General features: G+C 66.6%; 27 protein-coding genes. 13 read left to right on the top strand and 14 right to left on the bottom strand.

Annotated elements, in window-relative coordinates; all coding sequences use genetic code 11:
• The first annotated feature begins 87 nt into the window (after window positions 1-87).
• From JOZ00_RS05335 to JOZ00_RS05345, 3 genes are all read left to right on the top strand, one after another.
• Complete coding sequence (locus tag JOZ00_RS05335) at window positions 88-1,227, top strand: FAD-dependent monooxygenase (RefSeq protein WP_293340736.1); 1,140 nt, start codon at window positions 88-90, stop codon at window positions 1,225-1,227.
• A gap of 61 nt (window positions 1,228-1,288) precedes the next feature.
• Window positions 1,289-1,999 carry a two-component system response regulator PrrA gene (gene prrA, locus JOZ00_RS05340; protein WP_293340739.1) on the top strand — a complete coding sequence of 237 codons (711 nt, stop codon included), beginning with the start codon at window positions 1,289-1,291 and terminating at the stop codon, window positions 1,997-1,999.
• A 21-nt stretch (window positions 2,000-2,020) separates the two neighbouring features.
• Window positions 2,021-3,361: a HAMP domain-containing sensor histidine kinase gene (locus tag JOZ00_RS05345; protein ID WP_293340742.1), complete on the top strand. Its 1,341-nt coding sequence runs from the start codon at window positions 2,021-2,023 to the stop codon at window positions 3,359-3,361.
• Window positions 3,362-3,365: 4 nt separating this feature from the next.
• Here the strand turns inward: JOZ00_RS05345 and JOZ00_RS05350 are convergent, their stop codons facing one another.
• Entirely contained in the window at window positions 3,366-3,902 is a 537-nt protein-coding gene (locus JOZ00_RS05350; RefSeq protein WP_293340745.1) for a hypothetical protein, read from the bottom strand.
• Window positions 3,903-4,025: 123 nt separating this feature from the next.
• Window positions 4,026-4,724 (bottom strand): hypothetical protein, encoded by a 699-nt coding sequence (locus JOZ00_RS05355; protein ID WP_293340748.1) that lies wholly within the window; start codon window positions 4,722-4,724, stop codon window positions 4,026-4,028.
• Window positions 4,725-4,822: 98 nt separating this feature from the next.
• Between JOZ00_RS05355 and JOZ00_RS05360 the strand changes: the two genes are divergently transcribed.
• Together JOZ00_RS05360 and JOZ00_RS05365 are read left to right on the top strand one after the other, a co-directional pair.
• The gene (locus JOZ00_RS05360) at window positions 4,823-5,086 is read left to right on the top strand and encodes a DUF2630 family protein (RefSeq protein WP_293340751.1); all 264 of its coding nucleotides are present in this window, start codon (window positions 4,823-4,825) and stop codon (window positions 5,084-5,086) included.
• A 20-nt stretch (window positions 5,087-5,106) separates the two neighbouring features.
• Window positions 5,107-6,657, top strand: a complete 1,551-nt coding sequence (locus JOZ00_RS05365) for an NAD(P)/FAD-dependent oxidoreductase (protein ID WP_293340811.1) — start codon at window positions 5,107-5,109, stop codon at window positions 6,655-6,657.
• Window positions 6,658-6,666: 9 nt separating this feature from the next.
• Here the strand turns inward: JOZ00_RS05365 and JOZ00_RS05370 are convergent, their stop codons facing one another.
• Both JOZ00_RS05370 and pdxH read right to left on the bottom strand, forming a co-directional pair.
• Window positions 6,667-7,965 carry a citrate synthase gene (locus JOZ00_RS05370; RefSeq protein WP_293340755.1) on the bottom strand — a complete coding sequence of 433 codons (1,299 nt, stop codon included), beginning with the start codon at window positions 7,963-7,965 and terminating at the stop codon, window positions 6,667-6,669.
• 159 nt (window positions 7,966-8,124) lie between these two features.
• Entirely contained in the window at window positions 8,125-8,796 is a 672-nt protein-coding gene (gene pdxH, locus JOZ00_RS05375; RefSeq protein WP_293340758.1) for a pyridoxamine 5'-phosphate oxidase, read from the bottom strand.
• A 72-nt stretch (window positions 8,797-8,868) separates the two neighbouring features.
• Here pdxH and JOZ00_RS05380 point away from each other — a divergent pair, with 72 nt between their 5' ends.
• Both JOZ00_RS05380 and JOZ00_RS05385 read left to right on the top strand, forming a co-directional pair.
• Complete coding sequence (locus JOZ00_RS05380; RefSeq protein WP_293340761.1) at window positions 8,869-9,990, top strand: citrate synthase 2; 1,122 nt, start codon at window positions 8,869-8,871, stop codon at window positions 9,988-9,990.
• 133 nt (window positions 9,991-10,123) lie between these two features.
• Window positions 10,124-10,579 carry a VOC family protein gene (locus tag JOZ00_RS05385; RefSeq protein WP_293340764.1) on the top strand — a complete coding sequence of 152 codons (456 nt, stop codon included), beginning with the start codon at window positions 10,124-10,126 and terminating at the stop codon, window positions 10,577-10,579.
• Here the strand turns inward: JOZ00_RS05385 and JOZ00_RS05390 are convergent.
• Together JOZ00_RS05390 and JOZ00_RS05395 are read right to left on the bottom strand one after the other, a co-directional pair.
• Complete coding sequence (locus JOZ00_RS05390) at window positions 10,576-12,282, bottom strand: FAD-dependent oxidoreductase (protein ID WP_293340767.1); 1,707 nt, start codon at window positions 12,280-12,282, stop codon at window positions 10,576-10,578. The genes JOZ00_RS05385 and JOZ00_RS05390 overlap by 4 nt on opposite strands.
• 16 nt (window positions 12,283-12,298) lie before the next feature.
• Window positions 12,299-13,324, bottom strand: coding sequence for a diiron oxygenase (locus JOZ00_RS05395; RefSeq protein ID WP_293340770.1), 1,026 nt, complete (start codon window positions 13,322-13,324; stop codon window positions 12,299-12,301).
• A gap of 243 nt (window positions 13,325-13,567) precedes the next feature.
• Between JOZ00_RS05395 and serC the strand changes: the two genes are divergently transcribed.
• Both serC and sepH read left to right on the top strand, forming a co-directional pair.
• Complete coding sequence (gene serC, locus JOZ00_RS05400; RefSeq protein ID WP_293340773.1) at window positions 13,568-14,686, top strand: phosphoserine transaminase; 1,119 nt, start codon at window positions 13,568-13,570, stop codon at window positions 14,684-14,686.
• A 122-nt stretch (window positions 14,687-14,808) separates the two neighbouring features.
• The gene (gene sepH, locus JOZ00_RS05405) at window positions 14,809-15,573 is read left to right on the top strand and encodes a septation protein SepH (protein WP_293340776.1); all 765 of its coding nucleotides are present in this window, start codon (window positions 14,809-14,811) and stop codon (window positions 15,571-15,573) included.
• A gap of 50 nt (window positions 15,574-15,623) precedes the next feature.
• On the opposite strand, the gene JOZ00_RS05410 is transcribed toward sepH, so the two are convergent.
• The 3 genes from JOZ00_RS05410 to JOZ00_RS05420 are packed head-to-tail and all read right to left on the bottom strand — an operon-like array spanning window position 15,624 to window position 17,154.
• Window positions 15,624-15,896 carry a DUF2537 domain-containing protein gene (locus JOZ00_RS05410; protein WP_293340778.1) on the bottom strand — a complete coding sequence of 91 codons (273 nt, stop codon included), beginning with the start codon at window positions 15,894-15,896 and terminating at the stop codon, window positions 15,624-15,626.
• Complete coding sequence (locus tag JOZ00_RS05415) at window positions 15,893-16,726, bottom strand: RNA methyltransferase (protein WP_293340781.1); 834 nt, start codon at window positions 16,724-16,726, stop codon at window positions 15,893-15,895. Before JOZ00_RS05415 ends, JOZ00_RS05410 begins: the two co-directional genes overlap by 4 nt.
• Entirely contained in the window at window positions 16,723-17,154 is a 432-nt protein-coding gene (locus JOZ00_RS05420; RefSeq protein WP_293340784.1) for a MarR family transcriptional regulator, read from the bottom strand. The genes JOZ00_RS05415 and JOZ00_RS05420 overlap by 4 nt, the downstream gene beginning before the upstream one ends.
• A gap of 174 nt (window positions 17,155-17,328) precedes the next feature.
• Between JOZ00_RS05420 and JOZ00_RS05425 the strand changes: the two genes are divergently transcribed.
• A complete protein-coding gene (locus JOZ00_RS05425) occupies window positions 17,329-17,601 on the top strand; it encodes a DUF2530 domain-containing protein (RefSeq protein ID WP_293340787.1) in 273 nt (90 codons plus the stop codon).
• A 33-nt stretch (window positions 17,602-17,634) separates the two neighbouring features.
• Window positions 17,635-18,090: an SRPBCC family protein gene (locus JOZ00_RS05430; RefSeq protein ID WP_293340790.1), complete on the top strand. Its 456-nt coding sequence runs from the start codon at window positions 17,635-17,637 to the stop codon at window positions 18,088-18,090.
• Here the strand turns inward: JOZ00_RS05430 and JOZ00_RS05435 are convergent.
• Window positions 18,087-19,010 (bottom strand): DUF3027 domain-containing protein, encoded by a 924-nt coding sequence (locus tag JOZ00_RS05435; RefSeq protein ID WP_293340793.1) that lies wholly within the window; start codon window positions 19,008-19,010, stop codon window positions 18,087-18,089. The two genes, JOZ00_RS05430 and JOZ00_RS05435, sit on opposite strands and share 4 nt — an antisense overlap.
• A gap of 130 nt (window positions 19,011-19,140) precedes the next feature.
• Here JOZ00_RS05435 and JOZ00_RS05440 point away from each other — a divergent pair, with 130 nt between their 5' ends.
• Window positions 19,141-20,811 carry an MFS transporter gene (locus tag JOZ00_RS05440; RefSeq protein WP_293340814.1) on the top strand — a complete coding sequence of 557 codons (1,671 nt, stop codon included), beginning with the start codon at window positions 19,141-19,143 and terminating at the stop codon, window positions 20,809-20,811.
• Complete coding sequence (locus JOZ00_RS05445) at window positions 20,808-21,308, top strand: DUF2771 domain-containing protein (protein WP_293340796.1); 501 nt, start codon at window positions 20,808-20,810, stop codon at window positions 21,306-21,308. The genes JOZ00_RS05440 and JOZ00_RS05445 overlap by 4 nt, the downstream gene beginning before the upstream one ends.
• Before the next feature lie 37 nt (window positions 21,309-21,345).
• On the opposite strand, the gene JOZ00_RS05450 is transcribed toward JOZ00_RS05445, so the two are convergent.
• The 4 genes from JOZ00_RS05450 to JOZ00_RS05465 all read right to left on the bottom strand — a co-directional run.
• A complete protein-coding gene (locus JOZ00_RS05450; RefSeq protein WP_293340799.1) occupies window positions 21,346-22,281 on the bottom strand; it encodes a VOC family protein in 936 nt (311 codons plus the stop codon).
• Between the two features lie 28 nt (window positions 22,282-22,309).
• Complete coding sequence (locus tag JOZ00_RS05455) at window positions 22,310-23,176, bottom strand: fumarylacetoacetate hydrolase family protein (protein ID WP_293340802.1); 867 nt, start codon at window positions 23,174-23,176, stop codon at window positions 22,310-22,312.
• A 71-nt stretch (window positions 23,177-23,247) separates the two neighbouring features.
• Entirely contained in the window at window positions 23,248-23,697 is a 450-nt protein-coding gene (locus JOZ00_RS05460) for a lipocalin-like domain-containing protein (RefSeq protein ID WP_293340805.1), read from the bottom strand.
• A gap of 33 nt (window positions 23,698-23,730) precedes the next feature.
• The coding region (locus JOZ00_RS05465) for an alpha/beta hydrolase (RefSeq protein ID WP_293340808.1) at window positions 23,731-24,423 on the bottom strand (693 nt) is incomplete at its 5' end.

Raw genomic sequence — 24,423 nt, forward strand, 5'->3', positions numbered from 1 at the left:
AACAAGTGTTGACATTGACTCACCGCCGCGCCAGCCTGGAGTCATGCCAACAAGCGTTGGCATACCGAGGCCGAAGGGAGCCGACCAATGAACGACATCGATGTTTTGGTGGTAGGCGCAGGTCCGACCGGCCTCACGGTGGCCGCCACGTTGATCGCCCGCGGAGTCCGCGCGGTGGTGGTGGACAAGCTGGCGGAGGGCCAGAACACCTCGCGCGCCGCCGCGGTGAATGCCCGCACCCTGGAGGTGCTCGAGGAACTCGACGTCGCCCGGCGGATGGTCAACGCGGGCCTGATCGCACCCCGGTTCACCATGCGGGAAGGCTCCCGCATCCTGATCCCGGTCGACTTCAGCGAGTTGCCGACGGAGCACCCGTACACACTGATGCTCTCCCAGGCCGACACCGAGCGACTGCTGCTGGAGCGGCTGCGCGAACTGGGCGGTGACGTGATCCGCCCCAAGACCCTGAGCCGCATCACTCAGGACCGCAACGGCATCACGGCAACTTTCGATGACGGCGACACCATGACAGCCGACTACCTCGTCGGGGCCGATGGCATGCACAGCACGGTTCGCGAGCAGGCCGGAATCGGTTTCACCGGAGGCGAATTCGCCGAATCCTTCACGCTTGCCGACGTTCGGGTGGCGGGCGAAGCGCCCAGCAACGAAGTGACCCTCTTCTATGCCAACGAGGGTCTGACCGTGCTTGCGCCGCTGCCCGGCGACATCCTGCGCGTCGTCGCGCCGACCGCGGACACGCCGGAGCACCCGTCGCCGGAATTCGTGCAGGCGCTGCTGGACAGGCGGGCCTTCGGGCCCGGGCGCACGGTGGTCACCGAACTGGTCTGGGGGTCGCGGTTTCACATCCACCACCGCGTCGCCGACAGCTACCGGGCCGGGCGCTTGATGCTGGCCGGCGATGCCGCCCATGTGCACAGCCCCGCGGGCGGCCAGGGCATGAACCTCGGTATCACCGACGCAATCTCGTTGGCGGGGGCGCTGTCCGAAGTCCTGCGCGGCGCGCCGGATGCGGCGCTCGATGCCTACGCCTGCGCCCAGCGACGACGGGCCCAGCGAGTGCTGAAACTGACCGGGCAGCTGACCCGGGTCGCGACCCTGCCCCGCCCACTGCGCCCGGCGCGCAACACCGCGATGCGGGCGGCCGCGCAGATTCCCGCCGTACGACGGCAGTTGGCCTTCCGGCTGAGCGGCCTGGCGAACCGGTGACCTGACGGGCCGCGCGACCCGGCGAGTCGCCTCCCACCTACACGGGCAGCAATCAGGCAAAATGGCGGACATGGACACAGGAGCTTCATCACCGCGGGTCTTGGTCGTCGACGACGACTCTGACGTGCTCGCGTCGCTGGAACGCGGCCTGCGGCTGTCCGGATTCGAGGTGTCGACGGCCGTCGACGGCGCCGAAGCATTGCGCAGCGCCACCGAGACGCGGCCGGACGCGATCGTGCTCGACATCAACATGCCGGTACTGGACGGCGTCAGTGTGGTCACGGCCCTGCGAGCCATGGACAACGACGTCCCGGTCTGCGTGCTGTCCGCCCGCAGCTCGGTCGACGATCGGGTGGCGGGCCTGGAAGCCGGGGCCGACGATTACCTGGTCAAGCCGTTCGTGCTGGCCGAGCTGGTCGCGCGGGTAAAGGCGCTGCTGCGTCGTCGCGGTGCCACCGCGACGTCCTCCTCGGAAACCATCACGGTGGGGCCGCTGGAAGTGGACATCCCCGGCCGGCGGGCCCGGGTGAACGGCGTCGACGTCGACCTGACCAAGCGAGAGTTCGACCTGCTGGCGGTGCTCGCCGAACACAAGACCGCGGTGTTGTCCCGCGCGCAGCTGCTGGAGCTGGTCTGGGGCTACGACTTCGCCGCGGACACCAACGTGGTCGACGTGTTCATCGGCTACCTGCGCCGCAAGCTGGAGGCGAACGGTTGCGCCAGGCTGCTGCACACGGTACGAGGAGTCGGGTTCGTGCTGCGTATGCAGTAAAAGCTCGTTGTCGGAGCCGTCATGAACTTCCTGTCGCGGATCGTCGCCCGCACCCCGTCGCTGCGGACCCGGGTCGTGGTCGCGACGGTCATCGGCGCCGCGATCCCGGTGCTCATCGTCGGCATCGTCGTCTGGGTCGGCATTACCAACGACCGCAAAGAGCGACTCGATCGCCGCCTCGACGAGGCCGCGGGGTTCGCGATCCCGTTTCTGCCGCGCGGACTCGAGGAGATCCCGCGCTCGCCCAACGATCAGGACGCGATCATCACGGTCCGCCGCGGCGATCTGGTCAAGTCGAATTCCGATGTCACGCTGCCCAAGCTTGACGTCGACTACGCCGACACATACGTCAACGGGGTGCGCTACCGGGTGCGGACGGTGGCGATCCCCGGTCCGGAGCCGACGTGGCTCGCCGTGGGGGCGACATACGACGCCACTATCGCCGAGACCAACAACCTGCATCGGCGGGTGCTGCTGATCTGCGGCTTCGCCATCGGTGCGGCCGCGGTGTTCGCGTGGCTGCTGGCCGCGTTCGCGGTTCGCCCGTTCAAGCAGCTCGCCCAACAGACGCGTTTGATCGACGCGGGAGACGAGGCACCACGGGTCGAAGTGCACGGGGCCAGCGAGGCCGTCGAGATCGCCGAGGCGATGCGGGGCATGCTGCAGCGCATCTGGGACGAGCAGAACCGGACGAAGGAGGCGCTGGCTTCGGCCCGCGACTTCGCGGCGGTCTCCTCTCACGAGTTGCGCACTCCCCTGACCGCCATGCGGACCAACCTCGAGGTGCTCTCCACGCTGGACCTGGCCGACGACCAACGCAAAGAGGTGCTCGGCGACGTCAGCCGCACCCAGTCGCGGATCGAAGCCACGCTGAGCGCGCTCGAGCGGTTGGCTCAAGGCGAACTGTCCACCTCCGACGATCATGTGCCGGTCGACATCACCGAGCTGCTCGACCGGGCCGCCCACGACGCGATGTGGATCTACCCCGACCTCGACGTCTCCCTGGTGCCATCGCCGACCTGCATCATCGTCGGGATGCCGGCCGGGTTGCGCCTCGCCGTCGACAACGCGATCGCCAACGCCGTCAAGCACGGCGGGGCGACGCGGGTCCAGCTGTCGGCCGTCAGTTCGCGCGCCGGGGTCGAGATAGCCGTCGACGACAACGGCGGCGGCGTGCCTGAGGATGAGCGCCAGGTGGTGTTCGAGCGGTTTTCCCGCGGGTCGACGGCCTCGCACTCGGGGTCGGGCCTCGGACTGGCACTGGTTGCTCAGCAGGCTCACCTACACCGCGGCACGGCCTCGCTGGAGAGCAGCCCGCTGGGCGGTGCGCGGCTGGTGCTGCGACTCCCCGGACCCGGCTGAGGCTCTAGCCCCGACGGGGGTTCTCCGGACTCGCGCGCCACGGCGTGAATCCCGCTTGCGCCGCGGATTTCTCGTCGGAGAACCAGATTTCGGCGACGGTCGCGCCATAGGCGGGGTCGTCGGGCGTGTAGTACAGCCGGGTATCGGAACGGCCCTTCACCAGCCATCCCGCCGGACGGCCGCCGTCGGGTGTAACGCGGGCCGAGCCGGGGCCGAATGGCGCCTCCGGGGTCACGGGAATCTTCGTCGTCGGCGATTCCTTGGCGATCGGAATCTTCGTCGTGCGATGGTCGGTGACCGCAATCTTGGTCGTGCGTCGTTCGGTCACCGGAATCTTCGTCGTGCACTGTTCCGTGGCCGCAATTCTCGTCGTCGGCGGCTCGACGGGGATCCTCGTCGTCGACGGCTCCGGCTCGGGCTTGGGCGCCGCATCTACCGAATTGCGCACCGGCGCCGCCGGTTTCACGGGATCGATCGTCAGCGCGAGCGTCAACACCAGCCCAAGCACGAAGGCCAACCCGCACAGCCACCAATTGATCATCGCCGCGCGCCCGTGCGCCTACGGTTGATCAGTGTGGCGATCGCCCACGCAACGGCCGAGCCCGCCACGAAAGCGGCGATGCACCACAACCACTGGAACACGAACGCCATGGGCCAATCCTCCTTAGCTGAACACGATTTCGACGCGGCGGTTCTCGGCGCGACCCGATGCGGTGCCGTTATCGGCGACCTGCGTCAGGGTCTGCTCGTCGACCGAAGTCAAGTTGAAGGCGTTCTTTTCGAAGGTAACGGGCGTGGCGTTGATGGCGGATTGCAGGTCGGTGCACGACGCAGCGGCCGGCGGGGACGGCGGCGTCCCGTTAACCGCAAGATTGTCAACGATATTCAGGTTGGACCAGATGTGTTTGGCGTCGTTGTCGATCCTGTTCTTCTGGTCGGTCGACGCGGCGGTACCCGCCAAGGTGATGGTGTTCCCATTGACCGTGAGCGTGAAATCGGCAATCGACGCGCTGTCGGTGAAAACGGGCTTCGCCTTGGAGAAGTCGAGCGCGTCGACGTTGGGATTGATGCGAATCTGGTCGACGACCTTGACGCCGGGAGCCAGTGAACCGTTGAGCGCCTTCAGCAATGCCGCTTTCGCCGACCCGTCGGGGAAGTCACCGTTCAGCGTGATGCTGGTGCCGTTGCGGACCAGGGAAAACGCCGCCAGGGAAAGCCCCGGCGGACCGGATGTGGTTGACGGCGTCCGCGAAGGGCCTGCCGCCTTGGGTAGGCCCGACGCGCCGTAGCCGATCTCGGCTATCAGCAACGGGATGACAAGCAGACCGATCAGCCAGGGAAGGCTCGGTCGCTTGACGGACATTTCGGCCCTCCCTCACGTCGTTCACCTGCACCTGTCCGCCCGGCAGGCGATATGCAGCCTACCTATTCGACCCCCGTCGGGTCGGGCACACTAGAGCGATGGGCAACGGCAAGAAACCGAGCGACAACGACACCCTGGCATACATCCGCGACCTGGTCGCCGAGGAGAAATCCCTGCGGGCGCAGCTGCTGCACCGCGACATCGACACGTCAGAGGAGCATGACCGCCTGCACCGGCTGGAGGTCGAGCTCGATCAGTGTTGGGATCTGCTGCGGCAACGCCGGGCGCTTCGTGACAGCGGCGGTGACCCCCGTGAGGCCGAGGTGCGCCCGCCCGACGAGGTCGAGGGCTACCTGAGCTGAGCGCGCACGCGGCCGATGCCATCGACGCCGTGATTGTCGGTGGCGGCCACAACGGCCTCGTCGCCGCCGCCTATCTGGCCCGGGCGGGACTTCGGGTGCAGGTCCTGGAACGACTGGGGCACACGGGCGGCGCGGCCGTCTCGGCGCACGCCTTCGACGGTGTCGGCGTCCGGGTGTCGCGATATTCGTATCTGGTCAGTTTGTTGCCGACTCGCATCGTCGACGATCTGGGCGCCCAGCTGCGGTTGGCCCGACGGCAATTTTCGTCCTACACGCCCGATCCTGCCACCGGCGGTCGCGGCGGGCTGTTGATCGGCGCGACCGGCGACACGTTCGACGCCATCGGCGCCGGCGGCGACGCGGGCGGATTCGCCGACTTCTATCGACGCTGCCGGTTGGTGACCGAACGGCTCTGGCCGACGATGCTCGAACCGCTGCGCACCCGCGAGCAGGCGCGCCGGCACGTCCTCGACGGTGGCGATGACGGTGCGGCGGCAGCCTGGCGGGCCATGATCGACGAGCCGATCGGGCGTGCCATCACCGACGCGGTGGGCAACGACCTGGTTCGCGGGGTGATCGCCACCGACGCGCTCATCAGCACCTTCGCCCGCCTCGATGAGCCGTCCCTGGCGCAGAACGTCTGCTTCTTGTATCACGTGCTCGGCGGGGGCACCGGAGACTGGGACGTCCCCATCGGCGGAATGGGAGCGGTGACCACCGCTTTGGCGACCGCGGCGGTAGGGTACGGCGCCGAAATCATCACCGGCGCAGAGGTTTACGAGGTCACCCCAAGCGGAGAGGTGCGCTACCGTGTCGGCGACGACGAGCATCGGCTCCGTGCTCGGTTCGTTCTCGCGTGCGTCACACCGGAGGTGTTGTCCGGCCTGCTCGGCGAGCAGCCGAGGCCACGCGCTCAGGGCTCCCAGGTCAAGGTGAACATGGTGCTGCGTCGGCTGCCGCGGCTACGCGACGACGGCGTCACACCCGAGCAGGCGTTCGCCGGAACGTTTCATGTCAACGAGACATGGACACAATTGGATACGGCATATTCGGCGGCGGCCGCCGGGCAGGTGCCAAATCCCTTGCCGTGCGAGGCTTACTGTCATTCGCTGACCGACCCGAGCATCCTGTCGAACGACCTGCGCGCCTCGGGCGCCCAGACGATGACGGTGTTCGGCTTGCACACGCCGCATTCGCTGTTCGGTACCGCCGACTCCGACGGCCTGCGCACCACACTGACCGGCGCCGTGCTCTCGTCGCTGAATTCCGTTCTGGCCGAACCGATTCAGGATCTTTTGCTGCCCGATGCGCACGGCCGACCGTGCATCGAGACGACGACCACCCTGGATTTGGAGCGCAAGCTCGGCATGAGCGGCGGCAACATCTTTCACGGCGGCCTCGCCTGGCCATTCGCCGAAGACGACGACCCGCTGGACACCCCGGCGCGACGATGGGGTGTGGCCACTGCTCACGAACGGATCATGCTCTGTGGCTCCGGCGCGCGCCGCGGTGGTGCGGTATCGGGCATCGGCGGACACAACGCCGCGATGGCGGTGCTGGCCTCTATTTAGAGACGCGATTTAGCTGCGCGCGTCCATCGTTACGTAGTCGCGCTCGGTGTAGCCGGAGTAGATCTGGCGCGGGCGGCCGATCTTGCTGTCGCCCTCGTCGTGCATCTCACGCCAGTGCGCGATCCAGCCGGGCAGCCGGCCCAACGCGAACAGCACGGTGAACATGCGGGTCGGGAAGCCGAGTGCGCGGTAGATCAGGCCCGTGTAGAAGTCCACGTTCGGGTACAGCTTGCGCTCGATGAAGTAGTCATCGGTCAGCGCGGCCTCTTCGAGTTGCTTGGCGATGTCGAGCAGATCGTCGTCGCCGCCCAGCTTGGCCAGGATCTTGTCGGCCTGCTCTTTGACGATTCGGGCCCGCGGGTCGTAGTTCTTGTACACGCGGTGGCCGAAGCCCATCAGCTTGACGCCCGCTTCCTTGTTCTTCACCTTGCGTACGAACTCGCTGACGTCGTCGTCGCTCTGACGGATCTCCTCGAGCATCTCCAGGACGGCCTGGTTGGCGCCACCGTGCAACGGTCCCCACAGGGCGTTGATGCCACCGGAGATAGAGGTGAACAGATTCGCCTGTGACGATCCCACCAGCCGCACGGTCGACGTCGAGCAGTTCTGCTCGTGGTCGGCGTGCAGGATCAGCAGCATGTCCAGCGCCCGAACGATCTCGGGGTCCGCGGTGTAAGGCTCAGCGGGCAGCCCGAAGGTCATCCGCAGGAAGTTCTCCACCAACGACAGCGAGTTGTCCGGGTAGAGGAACGGCTGGCCGACCGATTTCTTGTACGCGTAGGCGGCGATGGTCGGCAGCTTGGCCAACAGCCGGATCGTGGACAGCTCGACGTCCTCGGAATCGGTCGGGTCGAGCGAGTCGGGGTAGTACGCGGAGAGGGCGTTGACCGCACTGGACAGCACCGGCATCGGGTGGGCGTTGCGCGGGAAGCCGTCGAAGAACCGCTTCAGGTCCTCGTGCAGCATGGTGTGCAGCTGAATCCGCTTGGTGAAGTCGGCCAGCTGCTCCTTGGACGGGAGCTCACCGTAGATCAGCAGGTAGCTCACCTCGATGAAGGTCGACTTCTCGGCGAGCTGCTCGATCGGAATGCCGCGGTAGCGCAGGATTCCGGCGTCGCCGTCGATGTAGGTGATGGAGCTCTTGCACGCGGCGGTGTTGACGAAGCCGTTGTCGAACGTCGTGTAGCCGGTCTTGGACAACAGCGGGCCCAGCGCGATGCCGTCGGCTCCGTCGGTCGCGTTGACGATCTGTAGGTCGATCTCGCCACCCGGGTACTTCAGAGTGGCGGTGTCGTCTTTGTCGGCCACGAGAACCCCTTTGCGCTCTGGCTGTTATTGCTGCACTGACTTGGTGCTTACTGCAGAAGGTAGTCGTTATCGGGACGAGCCGCCTGCCCGGGGTCGGCTCCGCTGGTCATACCCGTAATCCGTGGAGTGGACTCATGCCCCGCCGCGTCGTGACCGGGCTCACGGTTGCAGGCGCTCGACACGGCCGCCGCTGATTCGGATGCGGTTATGCAACCGATTTTCGCGGCCCTGCCAGAACTCCACCAGCTCCGGAGCGATCAGGTAGCCGCCCCAGCCTGGAGGCACGGGTACTTGCTCGTCCTCGGCAAAGCGCGCGGTCACTTCGGTCAGCTGGTCGAGCAGAGCCGCCCGCGACGCGATCGGCTGCGACTGGTGAGACGCCCACGCGCCGAGCTGCGAGCCACGCGGCCGCTTGGACCAATAGTCCTCGGTCGCCTGGTGGGTGACCTTTTTCACCGGCCCCCGGACGTGCACCTGCCGGCCCAGCAGATACCAGGGAAACGTCGCCGATGCGTACGGCGTCGCCGCGAGTTCGAGCCCCTTGGCCGAGTCGTAGTTGGTGAAAAAGGTGATTCCACTCTCGTCCACGCTCTTGCACAACACCGATCTGCTCGCGGGTCTGCCGTCGGCGACGGTGGCCAGCACCATGGCGTTGGGCTCGGCCACTCCCAACCGCTCGGCGTCCTCGATCCATTTGCGCAACAACGCAACCCAACCATCATCGAGCCAATCGGCGTCCAGGTCTGGGCTGCCGTCCTTTTCGGCCGACCCGTATTCCACGCGCATTCTCTCCAGGTGCTCTTGAGCCGTTTTGGGGTCTGGACCTGCCATCGCGCCAACGCTACCGGCGCTTGCTACCGGCCGGTAGCGTCGGCCCCGGGCTCGGGTGCGAGAATTTTCGCTATGACTGTGGTCCCCGAAGACTTTGTCCCCGGCCTCGAAGGCGTGGTCGCCTTCACCACCGAGATTGCCGAGCCGGATAAAGACGGTGGCGCGCTGCGCTACCGCGGTGTCGATATCGAAGACCTGGTGAATCAACAGGTCACGTTCGGCGACGTGTGGGCCCTTCTGGTCGACGGCAAATTCGGCCACGGGTTGCCGCCCGCCGAGCCGTTTCCCCTCCCGATCCACACCGGCGACGTGCGCGTCGACGTGCAGGCCGGCCTGGCCATGCTCGCGCCGATCTGGGGCTACAAGCCGCTGCTCGACACGGACGACGCCACCGCCCGCGACCAGCTGGCCCGCGCGTCGGTCATGGCGTTGTCCTACGTCGCGCAGTCCGCGCGCGGCATTTACCAGCCCGCGGTCCCCCAACGCGTCATCGATGAATGCCCAACGGTCACAGCACGTTTCATGACGCGTTGGCAGGGTGAGCCGGACCCGCGGCATGTCGAGGCGATCGATGCCTACTGGGTATCGGCCGCCGAGCACGGCATGAACGCCTCGACCTTCACCGCCCGGGTGATCGCATCGACCGGCGCCGACGTGGCGGCCGCACTGTCCGGAGCCATCGGGGCGATGAGCGGGCCGCTGCACGGTGGCGCGCCCGCGCGGGTCCTGCCGATGCTCGAGGAGGTCGAGCGAACCGGCGACGCGCGTGGGCTGGTCAAGAAGATCCTGGACAGCGGCGACAAGCTGATGGGATTCGGGCACCGGGTGTACCGCGCGGAGGACCCGCGCGCCCGGGTGCTGCGCGCCACCGCCGAGCGGCTGGGCGCCCCGCGCCACGAGGTCGCGGTCGCGGTGGAGCAGGCCGCTCTGGCCGAGTTGCGCGAGCGCCGTCCGGACCGGGCCATCGAGACCAACGTCGAATTCTGGGCCGCGGTCATCCTGGACTTCGCCCGGGTGCCCGCCAACATGATGCCGGCGATGTTCACCTGCGGCCGTACCGCGGGATGGTGTGCCCACATCCTCGAGCAGAAGGGACTCGGCAAGCTCGTCCGCCCGTCGGCCATTTATGTCGGACCGGGCCCGCGCAAGCCCGAGGACGTCGAAGGCTGGGACCGCAGCCTCACCCACGCCTGATTCCAGCCGCGCTGTCGGTCCCCGGCGATTAAATGATGGCGCCCCGATGAATTTCTGTCGGGGGCGCAGTCATAACTCGCGAGACCTGCCCACGATGGGCCGGTCAGGGAGACCGACAACAAGGAGAACGACAATGGCGATCAACATCGAACCCGGACTGTCCCCGCACCTGGTGGTCGACGACGCCGCTGCGGCAATCGATTTCTACGTCAAAGCTTTCGGCGCCGAGGAGGTCGGACGTGTGCCGCGCCCCGACGGCAAACTTGTCCACGCCGCGGTGCGGATCAACGGCTTCACCGTGATGCTCAACGATGACTTCCCGGAGATGTGTGGCGGCAAGTCGATGACGCCCACGTCGCTGGGTGGAACTCCGGTCACCATCCATCTGACGGTCACCGACGTCGACACCAAGTTCCAGCGGGCGCTGGACGCGGGCGCGACCGTGGTGGCGCCGTTAGAGGACCAGTTCTGGGGAGACCGCTACGGAATGGTTGCCGACCCGTTCGGCCACCACTGGTCGCTGGGGCAGCCGGTGCGCGAGGTCAGCATGGACGAGCTGCAAGCGGCCATGTCCGGGCAGGGGGCCTAACGGTCGAGCAGCCGGGCCAGTAGCCGGCGTCGCGGCGCCGGCTCGGCCTTGGCTGCGGCCGCGAGCATGTCGGCGATGTCGGTGAACTTGTTGCGGGGCCGGCCGGCGTCGCTGCCGCGCGCGACCTCGGCCGCGTCGATGGCACGCCATCCCCGCTCGTCGATGACGTCTGGCCGACGCGCGTGCACCAGCGCGGCAAGCGAGTCGGGTTTGCCGATCGGGTCGGTCAGCTTGCCCTCGTTGAAGTCGGCGACCAGGGCTTGGACGGTTTGCAGCGAACAGGACTTGTTGGTGCCGATGAACCCGCTCGGCCCCCGCTTGATCCAGCCCGCGACGTAGGCGCCGGGCACCGGCGTCCCGCTACTCCGATCCACGACCCGGCCACCGTCGTTGGGCACCACGGCCGCCGACTCGTCGAAGGGAAGATCGCGAATCGGCTTGCCGCGGTAGCCAATCGACGTCAGTACCAGGCCCGTGTCCAGCCTGCACACCGCTGTCGTTGTTGGTGAGGCGCCGGTGACGGAGAATTCCACGCCGGTGGCGCGTTGATCGCCCAGGACGCGCTGCGGGGTAAGCATGTAAGCCAGCCGGATTCGTGGGCGCCCGGGTTTTTGGGGCGGCGCGGAATCGTCACCAAGCTTGTTCAGGATCTCCAGCTTGTTCCTCGTCAAGGCGTCCGAGACGGTCTGAAGATCGTCGGCCACCAGCTTGTGGTCGGCCGCGCTGAGCACGACGTCGGACGCGCCCGTGAGTCCGATCAGTTCGGGCAGCGTGAACGCCGAGTGGGCGGGACCGCGTCGGGCTGCGACCACCACCTCGCGCACCGCGGACCGACGGAACGTCTCCAGCGCACGGTCGGAGATGTCGGTGCGGGCCAAGTCGTCGGGGTCCACGGTGAGCACGCGAGCCACGTCGAGGGCGACATTTCCGTTGCCGACGACGACCACGCGCGGGTGACTGAGATCGACTGGCAGATCGGCAAAGTCGGGATGTCCGTTGATCCACGCGACCAACTCGGTCGCGGTTCCCGTGCCCGGCAAACCCATGCCCTCGATTTCCAGGCGACGGTCGTTGGGTGCACCGACCGCATACAGCACGGCGTGGTGATGAACCAGCAGATCCGCGTGGCTCAGGTCCTTGCCGACCTCGACGTTGAGGTAGAACCGGAAATGCCGGTGACCGGCCACCCGCTCGAAGAGCTTGGTCACCCGCTTGGTGTTCTGGTGATCGGGTGCCACCCCCGCGCGCACCAGCCCGTAAGGGGTGGGCAGCTTCTCAAAGACGTTGACCCGCACGCCATGCTGCGTTAGCAGCTCATCGGCGGCGTACATCGCCGCCGGCCCGGAACCCACGATGGCCACCGTCAGCGGCTTGTGGCGGGCGTGCACCTCGGCGGCCGGGATCACCGGGGCCAGCTTCGACGTCGGCGGCAGCTTCACGCCCTCGGGCCGCGGCGGGTAGAAGGCCGCGTTGATCTCGACGAACGGCAGCTGCTTGGCGTCCAGCCGGTTGTCGGGCGCGATCGCGCCCACCGGGCAGGCCGTCACGCAGGCACCGCAGTCCACGCACGCCACCGGATCGATGTAGAGCATCTCCGAGGTGGCGAAGCCCGGCTCGTCCGGTGTCGGGTGAATGCAGTTCACCGGGCACGCGAACACACAGGACCCGTCGTTGCAGCACGACTGGGTAATAACGTGCGGCATAGAAACCCGGATATACCTACGCTGCCGGCACTGCGGCCAGGTGCTGACGCTGTGGCTCGCTGCGGTAGCGCGACGGCTTCCCGTTGATCTTGCACAAACGCCACATCAGCCGCGCTGAGCGCGTCTCCATCAGGCCGGTGTCCTCGGCCAGCATCCGGACGTCAGCGAACATGTCGCTCAACCACTTTCGCGATTCCGGCGACCGGAAGAAGAGTTCCTTCTTGACCTCCCGCGGGATGTCGAACTCCCGCCAGAACGCCTTGGGCGGCACCACGATCGCCTTGCACAGCATCTTCATCGTCAGGGGGTAGTAGAGCGAAACCCAGAACCGCTGCCTTCTGTTCAAATGCGGCAACCGCTTACGCAGAAACTCGTGCGCGAACGAGATGTGTCGCGCCTCCTCGGCGACGTGAATCGCCATCACGCGCTCCATGATCGGGTGCAGCGACTTACCTTCGCGCAGAATGTTTTTCTGCGTGTGGTCGATCGGCTCCTCGCCGGCGAGCACCCCGATGAAGAACGCCACCGGCAACGGCCCGGCGACCAGCGGGACCAACGGCGAAAGCCAGCGCAGCATCCGCGGCATGCCCGCGACATCGGCGCCGACGCGGTTGACCATCTCCTGGAACATCATCGTGTGGTTGCACTCTTCGACCGATTCGTGCAGACAGTAGCGGTATTCCGGAGACCCGTTGGGCACCCAGAAGGTGTAGTTCATCAAACCGCGGATCAGGATCGATTCGAAGTGCAGGCCGACCTTGGCGACGTTGGCCTGGCGCCACATTCCGATCTTGATCTTGCGCTCGTCCGACTGCGCCTGGTACCAGGGGTGCCGGCCCAACGGGTCGGTCTGCGGCAGGATCCACCGCGGGTCGTTCTCCGTGACCGCGAACTCTGGTGAGTCCCAGTCGATGTCGGTGTATGGGTTGAAGTTCCGCCGCACCGACCCCTCAGACAGTGTGGCGAGCGTGTTCACGTACTCGGCGTCGTCGCGCACCTCCATATTGCGGCGCCAACGTCGAACCATTCTCGTCCTGGCCATTCGAAGCCTCCCCAACGAGGTTTACATTTGGACGTGCTATGTCCAGACAGTACCGCAGGTACCGGATAGGTTCCAGACCCCTTCCAAGCACTGTGGCCTGACCAGTGGTCATGCATTCGGTGTGCCCCGCATCACAGCCAACGAAACCCGGCACCCGTTCAGCCTGCGGTTATGCGCTTGCCGCGAGCACCGGCGATCGGGCCGCGCCGCACCGCGCCACGGCCCCTCACTACGCTGGTGAGCATGGCTGACCAGCTCGAGATCCCCGCTGACATCAAACCCCGCGACGGCCGCTTCGGGTGTGGCCCGTCGAAGGTCAGGCCCGAGCAGTTGGAGGCGCTGACCACCACCGCGGCCCCCTTGTTCGGCACATCGCACCGGCAGGCGCCAGTGAAGAATCTCGTCGGCCGGGTCCGTTCGGGGCTGAGCGAGCTGTTCTCCGTACCGGATGGCTATGAGGTCATTTTGGGCAACGGCGGCGCGACGGCCTTCTGGGACGCCGCTGCCTTCGGGTTGATCGACAAGCGGTCCCTGCACCTGTCCTACGGCGAGTTCAGCTCGAAGTTCGCCTCCGCGGTCACCAACAACCCGTTCGTCGGCGAGCCCATCATCGTCAAGTCGGATGCCGGCAGCGCGCCGGAGCCGAAGGGCGACCCGTCGGTCGACGTGATCGCCTGGGCGCAGAACGAGACGTCGACCGGCGTCGCGGTCCCGATCCGCCGGCCCGCCGATTCCGGCGACGCGCTGATCGCGATTGACGCGACGTCCGGGGCCGGCGGCCTACCCGTCGACATCACCGAGACCGATGCTTATTACTTCTCACCGCAGAAGAACTTCGCCAGCGACGGCGGCCTGTGGCTGGCCATCATGAGCCCGGCCGCGCTGGCGCGGGTGGAGTCGATCGCCGGCTCCGGTCGCTGGGTTCCCGACTTCCTGTCGCTGCCGATCGCGGTCGACAACAGCCTGAAGAACCAGACGTACAACACCCCGGCGATCGCCACCCTGGCGCTGATGGCCGAGCAGATCGACTGGATCCTGGGCAACGGCGGCCTGGATTGGGCCGTCAAGCGCACGGCCGACTCCTCGAACCGGCTGTACTCCTGGGCCGAGAAGCAGTCTTTTACGACGCCGTTCGTCGCAGACCCCGCGCTGCGGTCCCAGGTGGTGGGCACGATCGACTTCGCCGACGAGGTCGACGCCGCGGCCGTCGCCAAGATCCTGCGGGCCAATGGCGTCGTGGACGTCGAGCCGTACCGCAAACTCGGTCGCAACCAGTTGCGGGTCGGGATGTTCCCGGCGGTGGACCCCGACGACGTCAGCGCTCTCATCCAATGTGTCGACTGGGTGGTCGAGCGGCTTTAACCTCGCGGTCATCAGCCTGCAACCGACCAGCGTGTCTGACCGGGTTCTGCGCGGTAGTTGCACTAGAGTGCGCACTTGGCGGGTCCTTCGCCGACCCGCACGGAGCCTGCGAGGGAGAGGCCATGCGGGAACTCAAAATGGTTGGGCTCGACCCCGACGGCAAACACATCGTCTGCGAGACGGGTGACCCAGCAGAACAGTTCAAGCTGGCGATCAACGACCAACTGCGCGCCGCTGTGCGCGGTGAACAGGTGCAGCCCGATCAACCGCAGCTCGACATCGTCGTCACCAACATGCTCACCCCCAAGGAAATTCAGGCCAAGATCCGCGCCGGTGCATCCGTCGAGCAGGTGGCCGCGGCGTCGGGCTCGGACCTTTCCCGGGTCCGCCGGTTCGCTCACCCGGTCCTGCTGGAACGCGCACGGGCCGCGGAGCTGGCAACGGCCGCACACCCGGTGCTTCCCGACGGTCCCGCGGTGCTCACCCTGCTGGAAACCATCAGCACCGCCCTGGTGACACGCGGCCTGGAGCCCGACAAGCTCAGCTGGGACGCTTGGCGCAACGAAGACAGCCGCTGGACAGTGCAGCTCGCCTGGAAAGTCGGCCGTTCGGACAACATCGCGCATTTCTTCTTCGCTCCCGGCGCTCACGGCGGCACGGTCACCGCGATCGACGACGCGGCCCATGAACTGGTCGACCCGAACTTCGACCGCCCGCTGCGCCCGCTCGCCCGGGTCGCTCACGTCGACTTCGAGGAACCGGTCAAGCCAGAGGTTGCCGAGGCACCCGAGCCCCAGGAGCGGCCGGTGCACACCCGGCGGGGTAAGCCGGTCATTCCGGCCTGGGAGGATGTGCTGCTCGGGGTGCGCTCGGGCGGACAGCGCTAGCTGCGATCGCCAGCGCGGCGCAGCCGGGTCGCCACCATCGGATCTAGCCGCTATCCCCGCATCGTCAGCGCAAGCAACGTCAGCCACGCGCCCGCTACGCCCACTGCGGCGCCGAGCACGAACCAGCGCAGCACCGCGGTGCGCCGCCACCCCCACAGCGTCGGCGCGAGCCCGCCCGCCGCCACGATGTTGAGCCCGATCGCCAAGAACGGATGCACCCGGATCAATCCAATGCTCAGTACCACGACGCTGGCGCCGGTCACCGCCGCGACGAACCCGGCCACCGTCAAACCCGTTGCCCAGGGCACAGACTCACCGCTCACGAGCCGAGCCTAACTCGCTCGTAGAAGGCCAAAGCCGCGGCCGTGGCGACGTTCAGCGAGTCGGTCCCCCTCGACATCGGGATGCGCACTCGCACATCGCTCAGCCGCAGCGTCGCCGCGGTCAACCCCGGCCCCTCGGCACCCACCAGCACCGCGACCCGTTCGTCGCGCGCGGCCGTCATCGCCTCCGCCAGGGCTTGGGCTTTGCTCTCCGGTGTCATGGCCAGCAGCCGAAACCCGTTCTCCTTCAGCATCACCAGCTCGGTGGGCCAATTCGTGGCGCGGGCGAACGGCACCAGTAACGCGTGGCCCATGGAAACGCGGACGGCGCGCCGGTAGAGCGGGTCGGCGCAACCGCTGCCGAAGACCACCGCGTCGACGCCCAGCCCCGCCGCGTTGCGGAAGATCGAGCCGAGATTCTCGTGGTCGTTGACGCCTTCGAGCACCGCGACGGTGCGGGCCCCGTCGACGACCTCGGCGACGGTGAGCTCCGGCGCCCTTCGGGCGGCGGCCAGCACGCCCCGATTGAGGTGGAAGCCCACGGCGCGGGCCATGACGTCGGCGGACGCCCGGTAGAACGGCACGCCGCTGCCGGCCAGGTCGTCTTCGAGCTCGACCAGGCGGCGCTCGGTGCCGAGCAGGGCATGCGGGTTGAACCGGGACGCGAGCATGCGCTGCACCACCAGCACACCTTCGGCGATCACCAGGCCCTTGCCCGCGGGCAGGTCGGGACGGCGATCGATGCTGTTCAGGTCGCGGAAATCATCGAGCCGGGGATCGTCGGGGTCGTCAACGTCCTGAACATCCAGGCCATGGATTCCGACGGTCACGGGCCTTCGTCGACCAGGGCCAGCATCAGATCGGCCGCATTGCGCAGGGTGTCGCGCTGATCGCTGTCCATTGTCGCGAGCTTCTTGGCCAGCCATTCCTGGCGGGCGCGACGGGTCGCCTTGACCAACTCGGCGCCCGATTCGGAGACGGACACCAGCACCTGCCGACCGTCGACGGGATGCGGCGTGCGGTCCACCAGACCCATGTCGGCCAGCGACGCGATCACGCGGGTCATTGAGGGCGGCCGGACCCGTTCGCGGATCGCCAGCGCGCCCGGCGTCATCGGTCCTTCGTTGGTCAACATCGCCAACGCCGACAGCTGAGACAACGACACCGGCGACGACGGGTTGCGGAACCGCAGTTGGCGGGCCAACCGCATAACAGCCAGTGACAGGTCGCTGGCCAGCCGCGCATCGCTGTCAGGCATGGCGCGAGGTTACACGGATGGCCGATGAATCGGGATACCAACCGGTGAACGATGGACTTTAGTCCTCTCCGAAACGCTTACGTAAACACCGATCCCGCGTTACGGAGACCTAGATCACTTCTGGCGCCGGGTGGGGCCGCGGGCCTGCGCGTGCAGCGGGCTATGTTAGGCGCGATGACTGCCGAACCTGAGGACCGCGAGGCGCCCGAGCTGCCACCCGCGCTGCTCAACGCGTGGCCCTTCATCGCCGTTGGTGCGCTGGGCTGGCTGGTGGCGGTGGCCGCGGCGTTCCTGGTGCCCGCGCTGCAGAGCTGGCGCCCGGTGACGCTGGCCGGGCTCGGGGTGGGGGTGCTCGGGACGAGCATCTTCCTGCTTCAGCTTGCCGGGGCCCGGCGGGGCGCACGCGGCGCGCAGTCAGGACTCGATAATTATCTCCACCGCAAATAGTTTGCTCGAGCGATTCCCCAACCAGGAGGAGCGATGGTAGCCCCGCTGTTGCAGGCCCAAATCGACATCGACGCACCGGTTTCCAAAGTGTGGGCGCTGATCTCCGATCTGCAGCGGATGCCGGAGTGGAGCCCGCAGTGCCGTTGGATGAGGCCGTTCGGTTCGGTGCGCCCAGGCACCCGCACCCTCAACCTCAATCGCCGATTCGGGGTGTTCTGGCCCACCACCTGCACCGTCGTCGAGGTCATTCCCGACAAGAAGCTGGCGTTTCGCGTCAACACCAACCGCACCATCTGGAGCTACGAACTCGAGCCCGAGGGCCAGGGCACCCGGGTGATCGAGAGCCGGCACGCCGAAAACGGCGTCACCGCGTTTTCCAGCTTGTCGATCAATGCGCTGTTCGGCGGGACCAACAACTTCGAACGCGAATTGGTCGAGGGCATGAACGCCTCGCTGGCCAGCATCAAGGCGGTCGCCGAGAAGGGCTAGTCCGACGACTCCGACTGCTCGGATGCCTCGGCTTGTTCGGCCGCCGGCTCTTCGGCGGCGGGCTCCTCGAGCTGTTCGGCAGCAGGCTCCTCGGGTTGTTCGGAAACCGCCTCCGGCTGTTGTTCGGCCGCTGGCGGCTCGACCGGCGTCTCCGTGACGTCGAGCACGCCGTCGTCGTAGGGCTCATACACCGGCGAACCGGTACCCGCCGGGGCCGGAGTGTCCGAATGGGCGCCGCAACCGTATTGCTTATCGACGATGTGCCCGTCGGCCGACAACTCGTTGCCGCACACACCGAACATCGCGCCGAGCGATCCCGACAGCGGCAGGAAGAAGCCGCAGTCGCGGCACACCCGCTTGGTGGAACGCGCCATCGCCGAGTCGGGGCCGTAGTCCCCGGTGTGCCAGCGTTCGGCGGCGTCCAAGCGGCCCCAAAGACTCATCACCCAGCGCCGGCCAAGCCCGATCTCCGCCGCGGTCTCGTCGACCTGCGCGTCTCCGCTGGCGGTGTAGCCCGGAACCAACCGAGGATCGTCGGCGATGGGTGCCAGCAGGTCGCCGGGGCTCAGATCGCCGGGCCGGACCCGCTCTTCCCACGGCACCCATTCGGGCGCCAACAACGCCGTCGGGCCCGGAATCAGCACCACTTCGCTGATGGTGGCGTGCTCAGCACCCGGATAGGCCGCGACGACGACCGCCCATTGCCAGCCCTGGTAGCCGGGTAGATGCGCCAGGAACCGGTGGGTGGCAGCGGTCGGATCTTCATAGCTGACGCCTAAATAGTCGCCCACCGCGTCCGGGCCGCTGAACTCCGCGATGGCGGCCTTGGCCTCGTCCGCCGCACCGTTGAGCACCGCCGCCAACCCCTCTGGCCACTCGGCCACGGTCGCCACGGCGGATTCCTCGATGGGTCCGATCACGCTGTCCCCTCTCTGCATTGCGTTTCCAATACTAGGACGGGTTGCGACACCCGGTTACCTGCCGACGCATCAAGTCCACATAGTGGAGAATCGGGTCGTGTCTGGACGGCGGCGTGACGATCCGGGCCGCGTGGCCTCCAACCCCGGCCGCCGGACCCGCAACGGCTCTACCAATCAGCATCCGGGCACGGCCAATTATCCGGCTGACGACGCAGCCTATCGGCGGACTCGCCGCCCACCGGCACCCCCTAGCGCCAACCGCTACCTGCCTCCCCTCGACCACGAGCCGGAGCCGGACCGCGACGGCGCCACCCCGCCGCGCGGCTCGGATCCCGGCGAGCGGATCACCGTCACGCGCGCCGCGGCGCAGCGAAGCCGCGAGATGGGCTCGCGGATGTACTGGATGGTTCAGCGCGCGGCGACCGCCGACGGCGCCGACAAGTCCGGCCTGACCGCGCTCACGTGGCCGGTGGTCGCGAACTTCGCGGTAGATGCCGCGATGGCCGTCGCGCTGGCCAACACATTGTTCTTCGCGGCGGCATCCGGCGAGAGCAAGGGCCGGGTCGCGCTGTATCTGTTGATCACCATCGCGCCGTTCGCGGTGATCGCGCCACTCATCGGGCCCGCGCTGGACCGGCTGCAGCACGGCCGCCGGGTCGCGCTCGCCACGTCGTTCGGGCTGCGCACGCTGTTGGCGTTGCTGCTGATCATGAACTACGACGGCGCTACCGGCAGCTACCCGTCGATGGTCCTTTATCCGTGCGCGCTCGCCATGATGGTGTTCTCGAAGTCGTTCAGTGTGCTGCGCAGCGCTGTGACACCACGGGTGATGCCGCCGAGCATCGACCTGGTGCGCGTCAACGCCCGCCTGACCATGTTCGGTCTGCTCGGCGGCACGATCGCCGGCGGCGCCATCGCGGGCGGTGTGGAATTCCTCTGCAACCACCTGTTCAAGATGCCCGGCGCGTTGTTCGTCGTTATCGCGGTCACGGTCGCCGGCGCCATGCTGTCGATGCGGATTCCGCGCTGGGTCGAGGTGACCGCGGGTGAGGTGCCCGCCACCTTGAGCTATCGCCACGACAGCGAACCGCAGCGGCGAAGCTGGCCCGAAGAAGTCAAGAAGGTCCCCAAAAAGGCCGCAGCGACGCTTCGACAACCGTTGGGACGCAACATCATCACCTCGCTGTGGGGCAACTGCACCATCAAGGTGATGGTCGGCTTCCTGTTCCTGTATCCGGCTTTCGTCGCCAAGGCGCATCAAGCCAGCGGCTGGGCCCAGATCGCGTTCCTCGGCGTGATCGGCGCTGCGGCCGGGATCGGCAACTTCGCCGGCAACTTCACCAGCGCGCGGTTGAAGTTGGGCCGGCCGGCCGCGCTCGTGGTGCGCTGCACGCTGGCGGTGTCCGCGGTCGCGTTTGCGGCCGCGGTGGCGGGCAACCTGATGGTGGCTGTGATCGCCACCCTGGTCACGTCGGGGGCCAGCGCGATAGCGAAGGCGTCGCTGGACGCTTCGCTGCAACACGACCTGCCCGAAGAATCGCGAGCGTCGGGATTCGGGCGTTCGGAGTCGACGCTGCAACTGGCTTGGGTGCTGGGCGGTGCACTGGGTGTCTTGGTGTACACGGAGTTGTGGGTCGGGTTCACCGCGGTCACCTCGCTGCTCATCCTGGGCCTGGCGCAGACGCTGGTCAGTTACCGGGGCGACTCGTTGATCCCCGGGCTCGGCGGTAATCGGCCAATCATGGTCGAGCAGGAGGGCATTCGCCGGACTGCGGGCCGCCCGGCGGCGGTCCCGAAGTGAAATCGAAGAACAAGCGCGGTCTGGTCGTGCTGCTCGTCGGTGTGCTGACGCTGCTCTGCGTCGGCGTCGGGGTCGGCACCTGGCTGCTGGTGCGACCGCACGGTTCGCAGCGCCCTGAGATCAGCGCGTATTCGCACGGCCAGCTGACCCGGGTGGGGCCATACCTGTACTGCAACGTGCTCAACCTCGAGGACTGCGACAGTCCGCAGGTCCAGGGTGAGCTCAGAGTCAGTGAGCGCTATCCGGTGCAGCTTTCGGTGCCCGACGCCATCTACCGCGCACCATGGCGGCTGCTGCAGGTCTACGAGGATCCCACCAATACGACCAGCACCATGTTTCGGCCCAACACCAGGTTCGCCGTCACCATTCCTCCGGTCGACCCGCACCGCGGCCGACTGGTCGGGATCGTCGTGCAGTTGCTGACGTTGGTGGTGGACCCAGCCGGTGAGCTTCACGACGTCCCGCACGCGGAATGGTCAGTGCGGCTGAACTATTGACGGCACTCGCTCGCCTTTGAGGGTTGGCGAGATCGCGTTATCCGGAGCGCATTTGATCGCTGTGAGCGCCGATCATGAGAGCAGCCAAGTCCTCGGGCTCGAGAAACGACGGCGGCGGCGGCGGACCCCACGCGTAGAGACCTTGTAGGCCCTGCAGGACCTCCGGACTCCACAGGTCATCGTCCGGTATGACGTCCATGTCGGAGTAGTACTCGGAGAAGTTTCCGGCCGGGTCCTTGAGGTACCAGAAGAAGTTCGCCCCGGCGAAGTGACGGCCGAGGCCCCAGATGTGCCGAGCGGGATCGGCTTCGAGCATGGCATGGGCCCCCCGTCCGACCTCATCGACGTCGTCGACCTGCCAGCTGGTGTGGTGCAAGAAGTTCACCGGTGCAGCCATGACGAGGACGTTGTGGTGCTCAACCGAGCAGCGCAGGAACGCAGCCCTGTCGCCCATATAGTCACTCACTTTGAAGCCAAGTCCCTCGACGAAGAACTTCATCGTTGTCGTGAGGTCGGTACTGCCGAGCACGGCGTGACCGAGTTTGCACGGACGGACGCATTCCGCTCGGGAGATGAAGGGTGCACGACCAGTACGGTCCACCCGGCCTGGCCCGTTGTACGGGGTCGGCGGGACCGGTGGATCGATCACGACGCGGGGTCGCACCTCAACTCGGACGCGTGTGCCGGTGACGGGCTCCACCGTGGTGAGCGACCCGCCGGTTGCCTGCAGCACCTGGCCGAGGCCGTTCAGTCGCCGGGTGATCGCACCGATGTCGTCGTCATCGTCGGCGGCGACGGCGAGTTCGATCAGCCGCCGCGTCGCGGCGTGGACGACCTCGAGTTGCTCACCGCCGTTTCGAGAGGCGAAGACGCCCTGACCACGATAGCCGAGTCCGAAATCGCGGTAGTAAGAGATGGTCTCGTCAACATTGGGTACGCCGATGGTGACCTTGGCCAGGCCATGCAGAGACATTCTGCGCGATCCTCAAGTTCAAGTAGGGCTAGGAGACGAAGCTCTGGTTGAGCTCGCCGATACCTTCGATCCAGCTGTGCAACCTCTGGCCCGGCTCAAGAAACCGAGGCGGGGTCCGGCCGATCCCAACACCGGCAGGGGTGCCGGTGAATATGACGTCACCCGGGTAGAGCGACACGGTGTGCGAGAGCGCCGCAACCAGTTTGGGCACCGAGAAAATCAGGTCACTGGTGCGTCCTTCCTGCATCTTCTCCCCATCGATGGCGCAGCCCAGAACAATGTCGTCAGGGTCCTCGAACTCGTCGGGAGTCACCAGCCAAGGGCCCTGCGGGGAGAAGCCCTTGAAAGATTTGCCGAGTCCGAACTGGGGTGCTGGACCGCGGTTCTGAGTGATACGTTCGGAGATATCCTGCCCTGCAGTCAATCCCGCGACATAGGACCATGCATTGGCCTCGTCGACTCTCCAGGCTTCACGTCCGATGACTGCGACGAGTTCAACTTCCCAGTCGACATTGCCGCCAACGGGGATGATCACCTCGGTATCAGGTCCGGTGAAGCTGGACGCGTACTTCGTGAATACCGGCGGCAGGTTGGTCGGCGCCTCGAAACCGGATTCTTTTGCGTGCGCATGGTAATTGAGTCCGGCGGCGAACGTCTGTCGCGGTGCCGGCGACGGCGGTCCCAGAACAGCACGGTCGATCGAGACCGAGTCGTCCACGAATGACGAGACGTCCTGAGTGACTGCCCATGCAACGAGGGCGTCCCATGCCGAGTACACGGCCGTCATTTCGGGGCCAAACCTGCCGTTAGAGATCCTGGCGAGATCCACGGCTCTTTCGCTGCCGTGCTCGCCGATCACAAGTGCGGCCCTGTTGTCGATGTTTGCAATGCGCATGAAGGTGATCCCCTTGAGTATGACGTGGGAGTAGGTGCGGGAAGCTCAGTCGAGGGCGTGGGCGTGGTCTCCTATCCCACGCGCTGCCAGAGGATGTAGCTGGCACGCGGGACGCCGCCGAACTTCATTTCAGGTGTGTCGAGTTTGAGAACGTCGTCGCCTTCGAAGATGCAGATGCGCTCAAGGCGTTGGCCGACGAAGTTCGGCAGTGTCGCGTATTCGACCTGATGGGTGACGCGTTTGGAGGTCTCGTCGACGCTGTAGCTGCCGGCGTAACACACGATTGATTCGTACGCCTTGACCTTCTCAGCGTCGGTGCCACCGTCGATGGAGCCGTCGGTGAAGTTCTCGCGGTCCTTAGCTGAGAGCATGGCACTCATCATCCCGTCGGCGCTGTAAATCAGGAGTCCGCCGCACTGGTCGGCCGGACCGAGCGGGGGTGCCAGCTTCTTATCGCCTTCGAGCAGAACCCAGTCGATCATTCTCCAGCTGCCGACGAGCTTGTCCCGAACCGTTGTCAATTCTCCTCCTCGTTTGATTCCGAATGTCGAGTCTTATTGCTGCGCAGAGCTATTCATGAAATCCGCGAGACGGTCAGCAAACCAGTCGCCGACGAGGGCATGCTTTTCGGCGGTGTGGTTGTAGAGGCAGTGATCGCCGTCCGGCCATTCCTTCCACGTCTTGTCCCTGGAAGCCGCCCCGGTGTAGAGGGCGTGGGCATTCTCGACGAGGAAAACCCGGTCCGGGGTTCCGTGCAAAACCAGCAACGGGCAATGAATCCTGGTCAGGCCGGCAGCGTCGATGGTGGCATTCTCGAGCGCGCGCAGGGCCTGGACCGGATCCGAAAGGCCATACATGGCTTGCACTTTGGTGATAAACCGCGGATGCCGCTCAGGAAGCTCCGCCGGCCTGACCGTGCCACCGTTGATACAGCACGCCGCAAAGCGTGGCTCTGCCGAGATCGCTGTCGCGGCCAGGTACCCGCCCAGGCTATTGCCCCAGATGCCAACGACGTTGCTCACTCTCGGGTCGTCAAGGAGGACGTCGAGCGCGACAGAGTACGCGGCAGTCGGCGATGCCGGGTCCATGTAGAGGCCGCCGAATAAGCGGGTTTCGCCCTGCCCTGGGCCATCGAGCAGCAAGCAAGCCATCCCCCGGGCAAGGAGCGCGTGGGCGCCGGGTTGATACTCCTCGCGCCACCCGTCGAAACCACCGAGGATGATCACCGTCGGCGGCGGCTCAGCCGC

This window comes from Mycobacterium sp. (assembly GCF_019243155.1).
Classification (GTDB): domain Bacteria; phylum Actinomycetota; class Actinomycetes; order Mycobacteriales; family Mycobacteriaceae; genus Mycobacterium.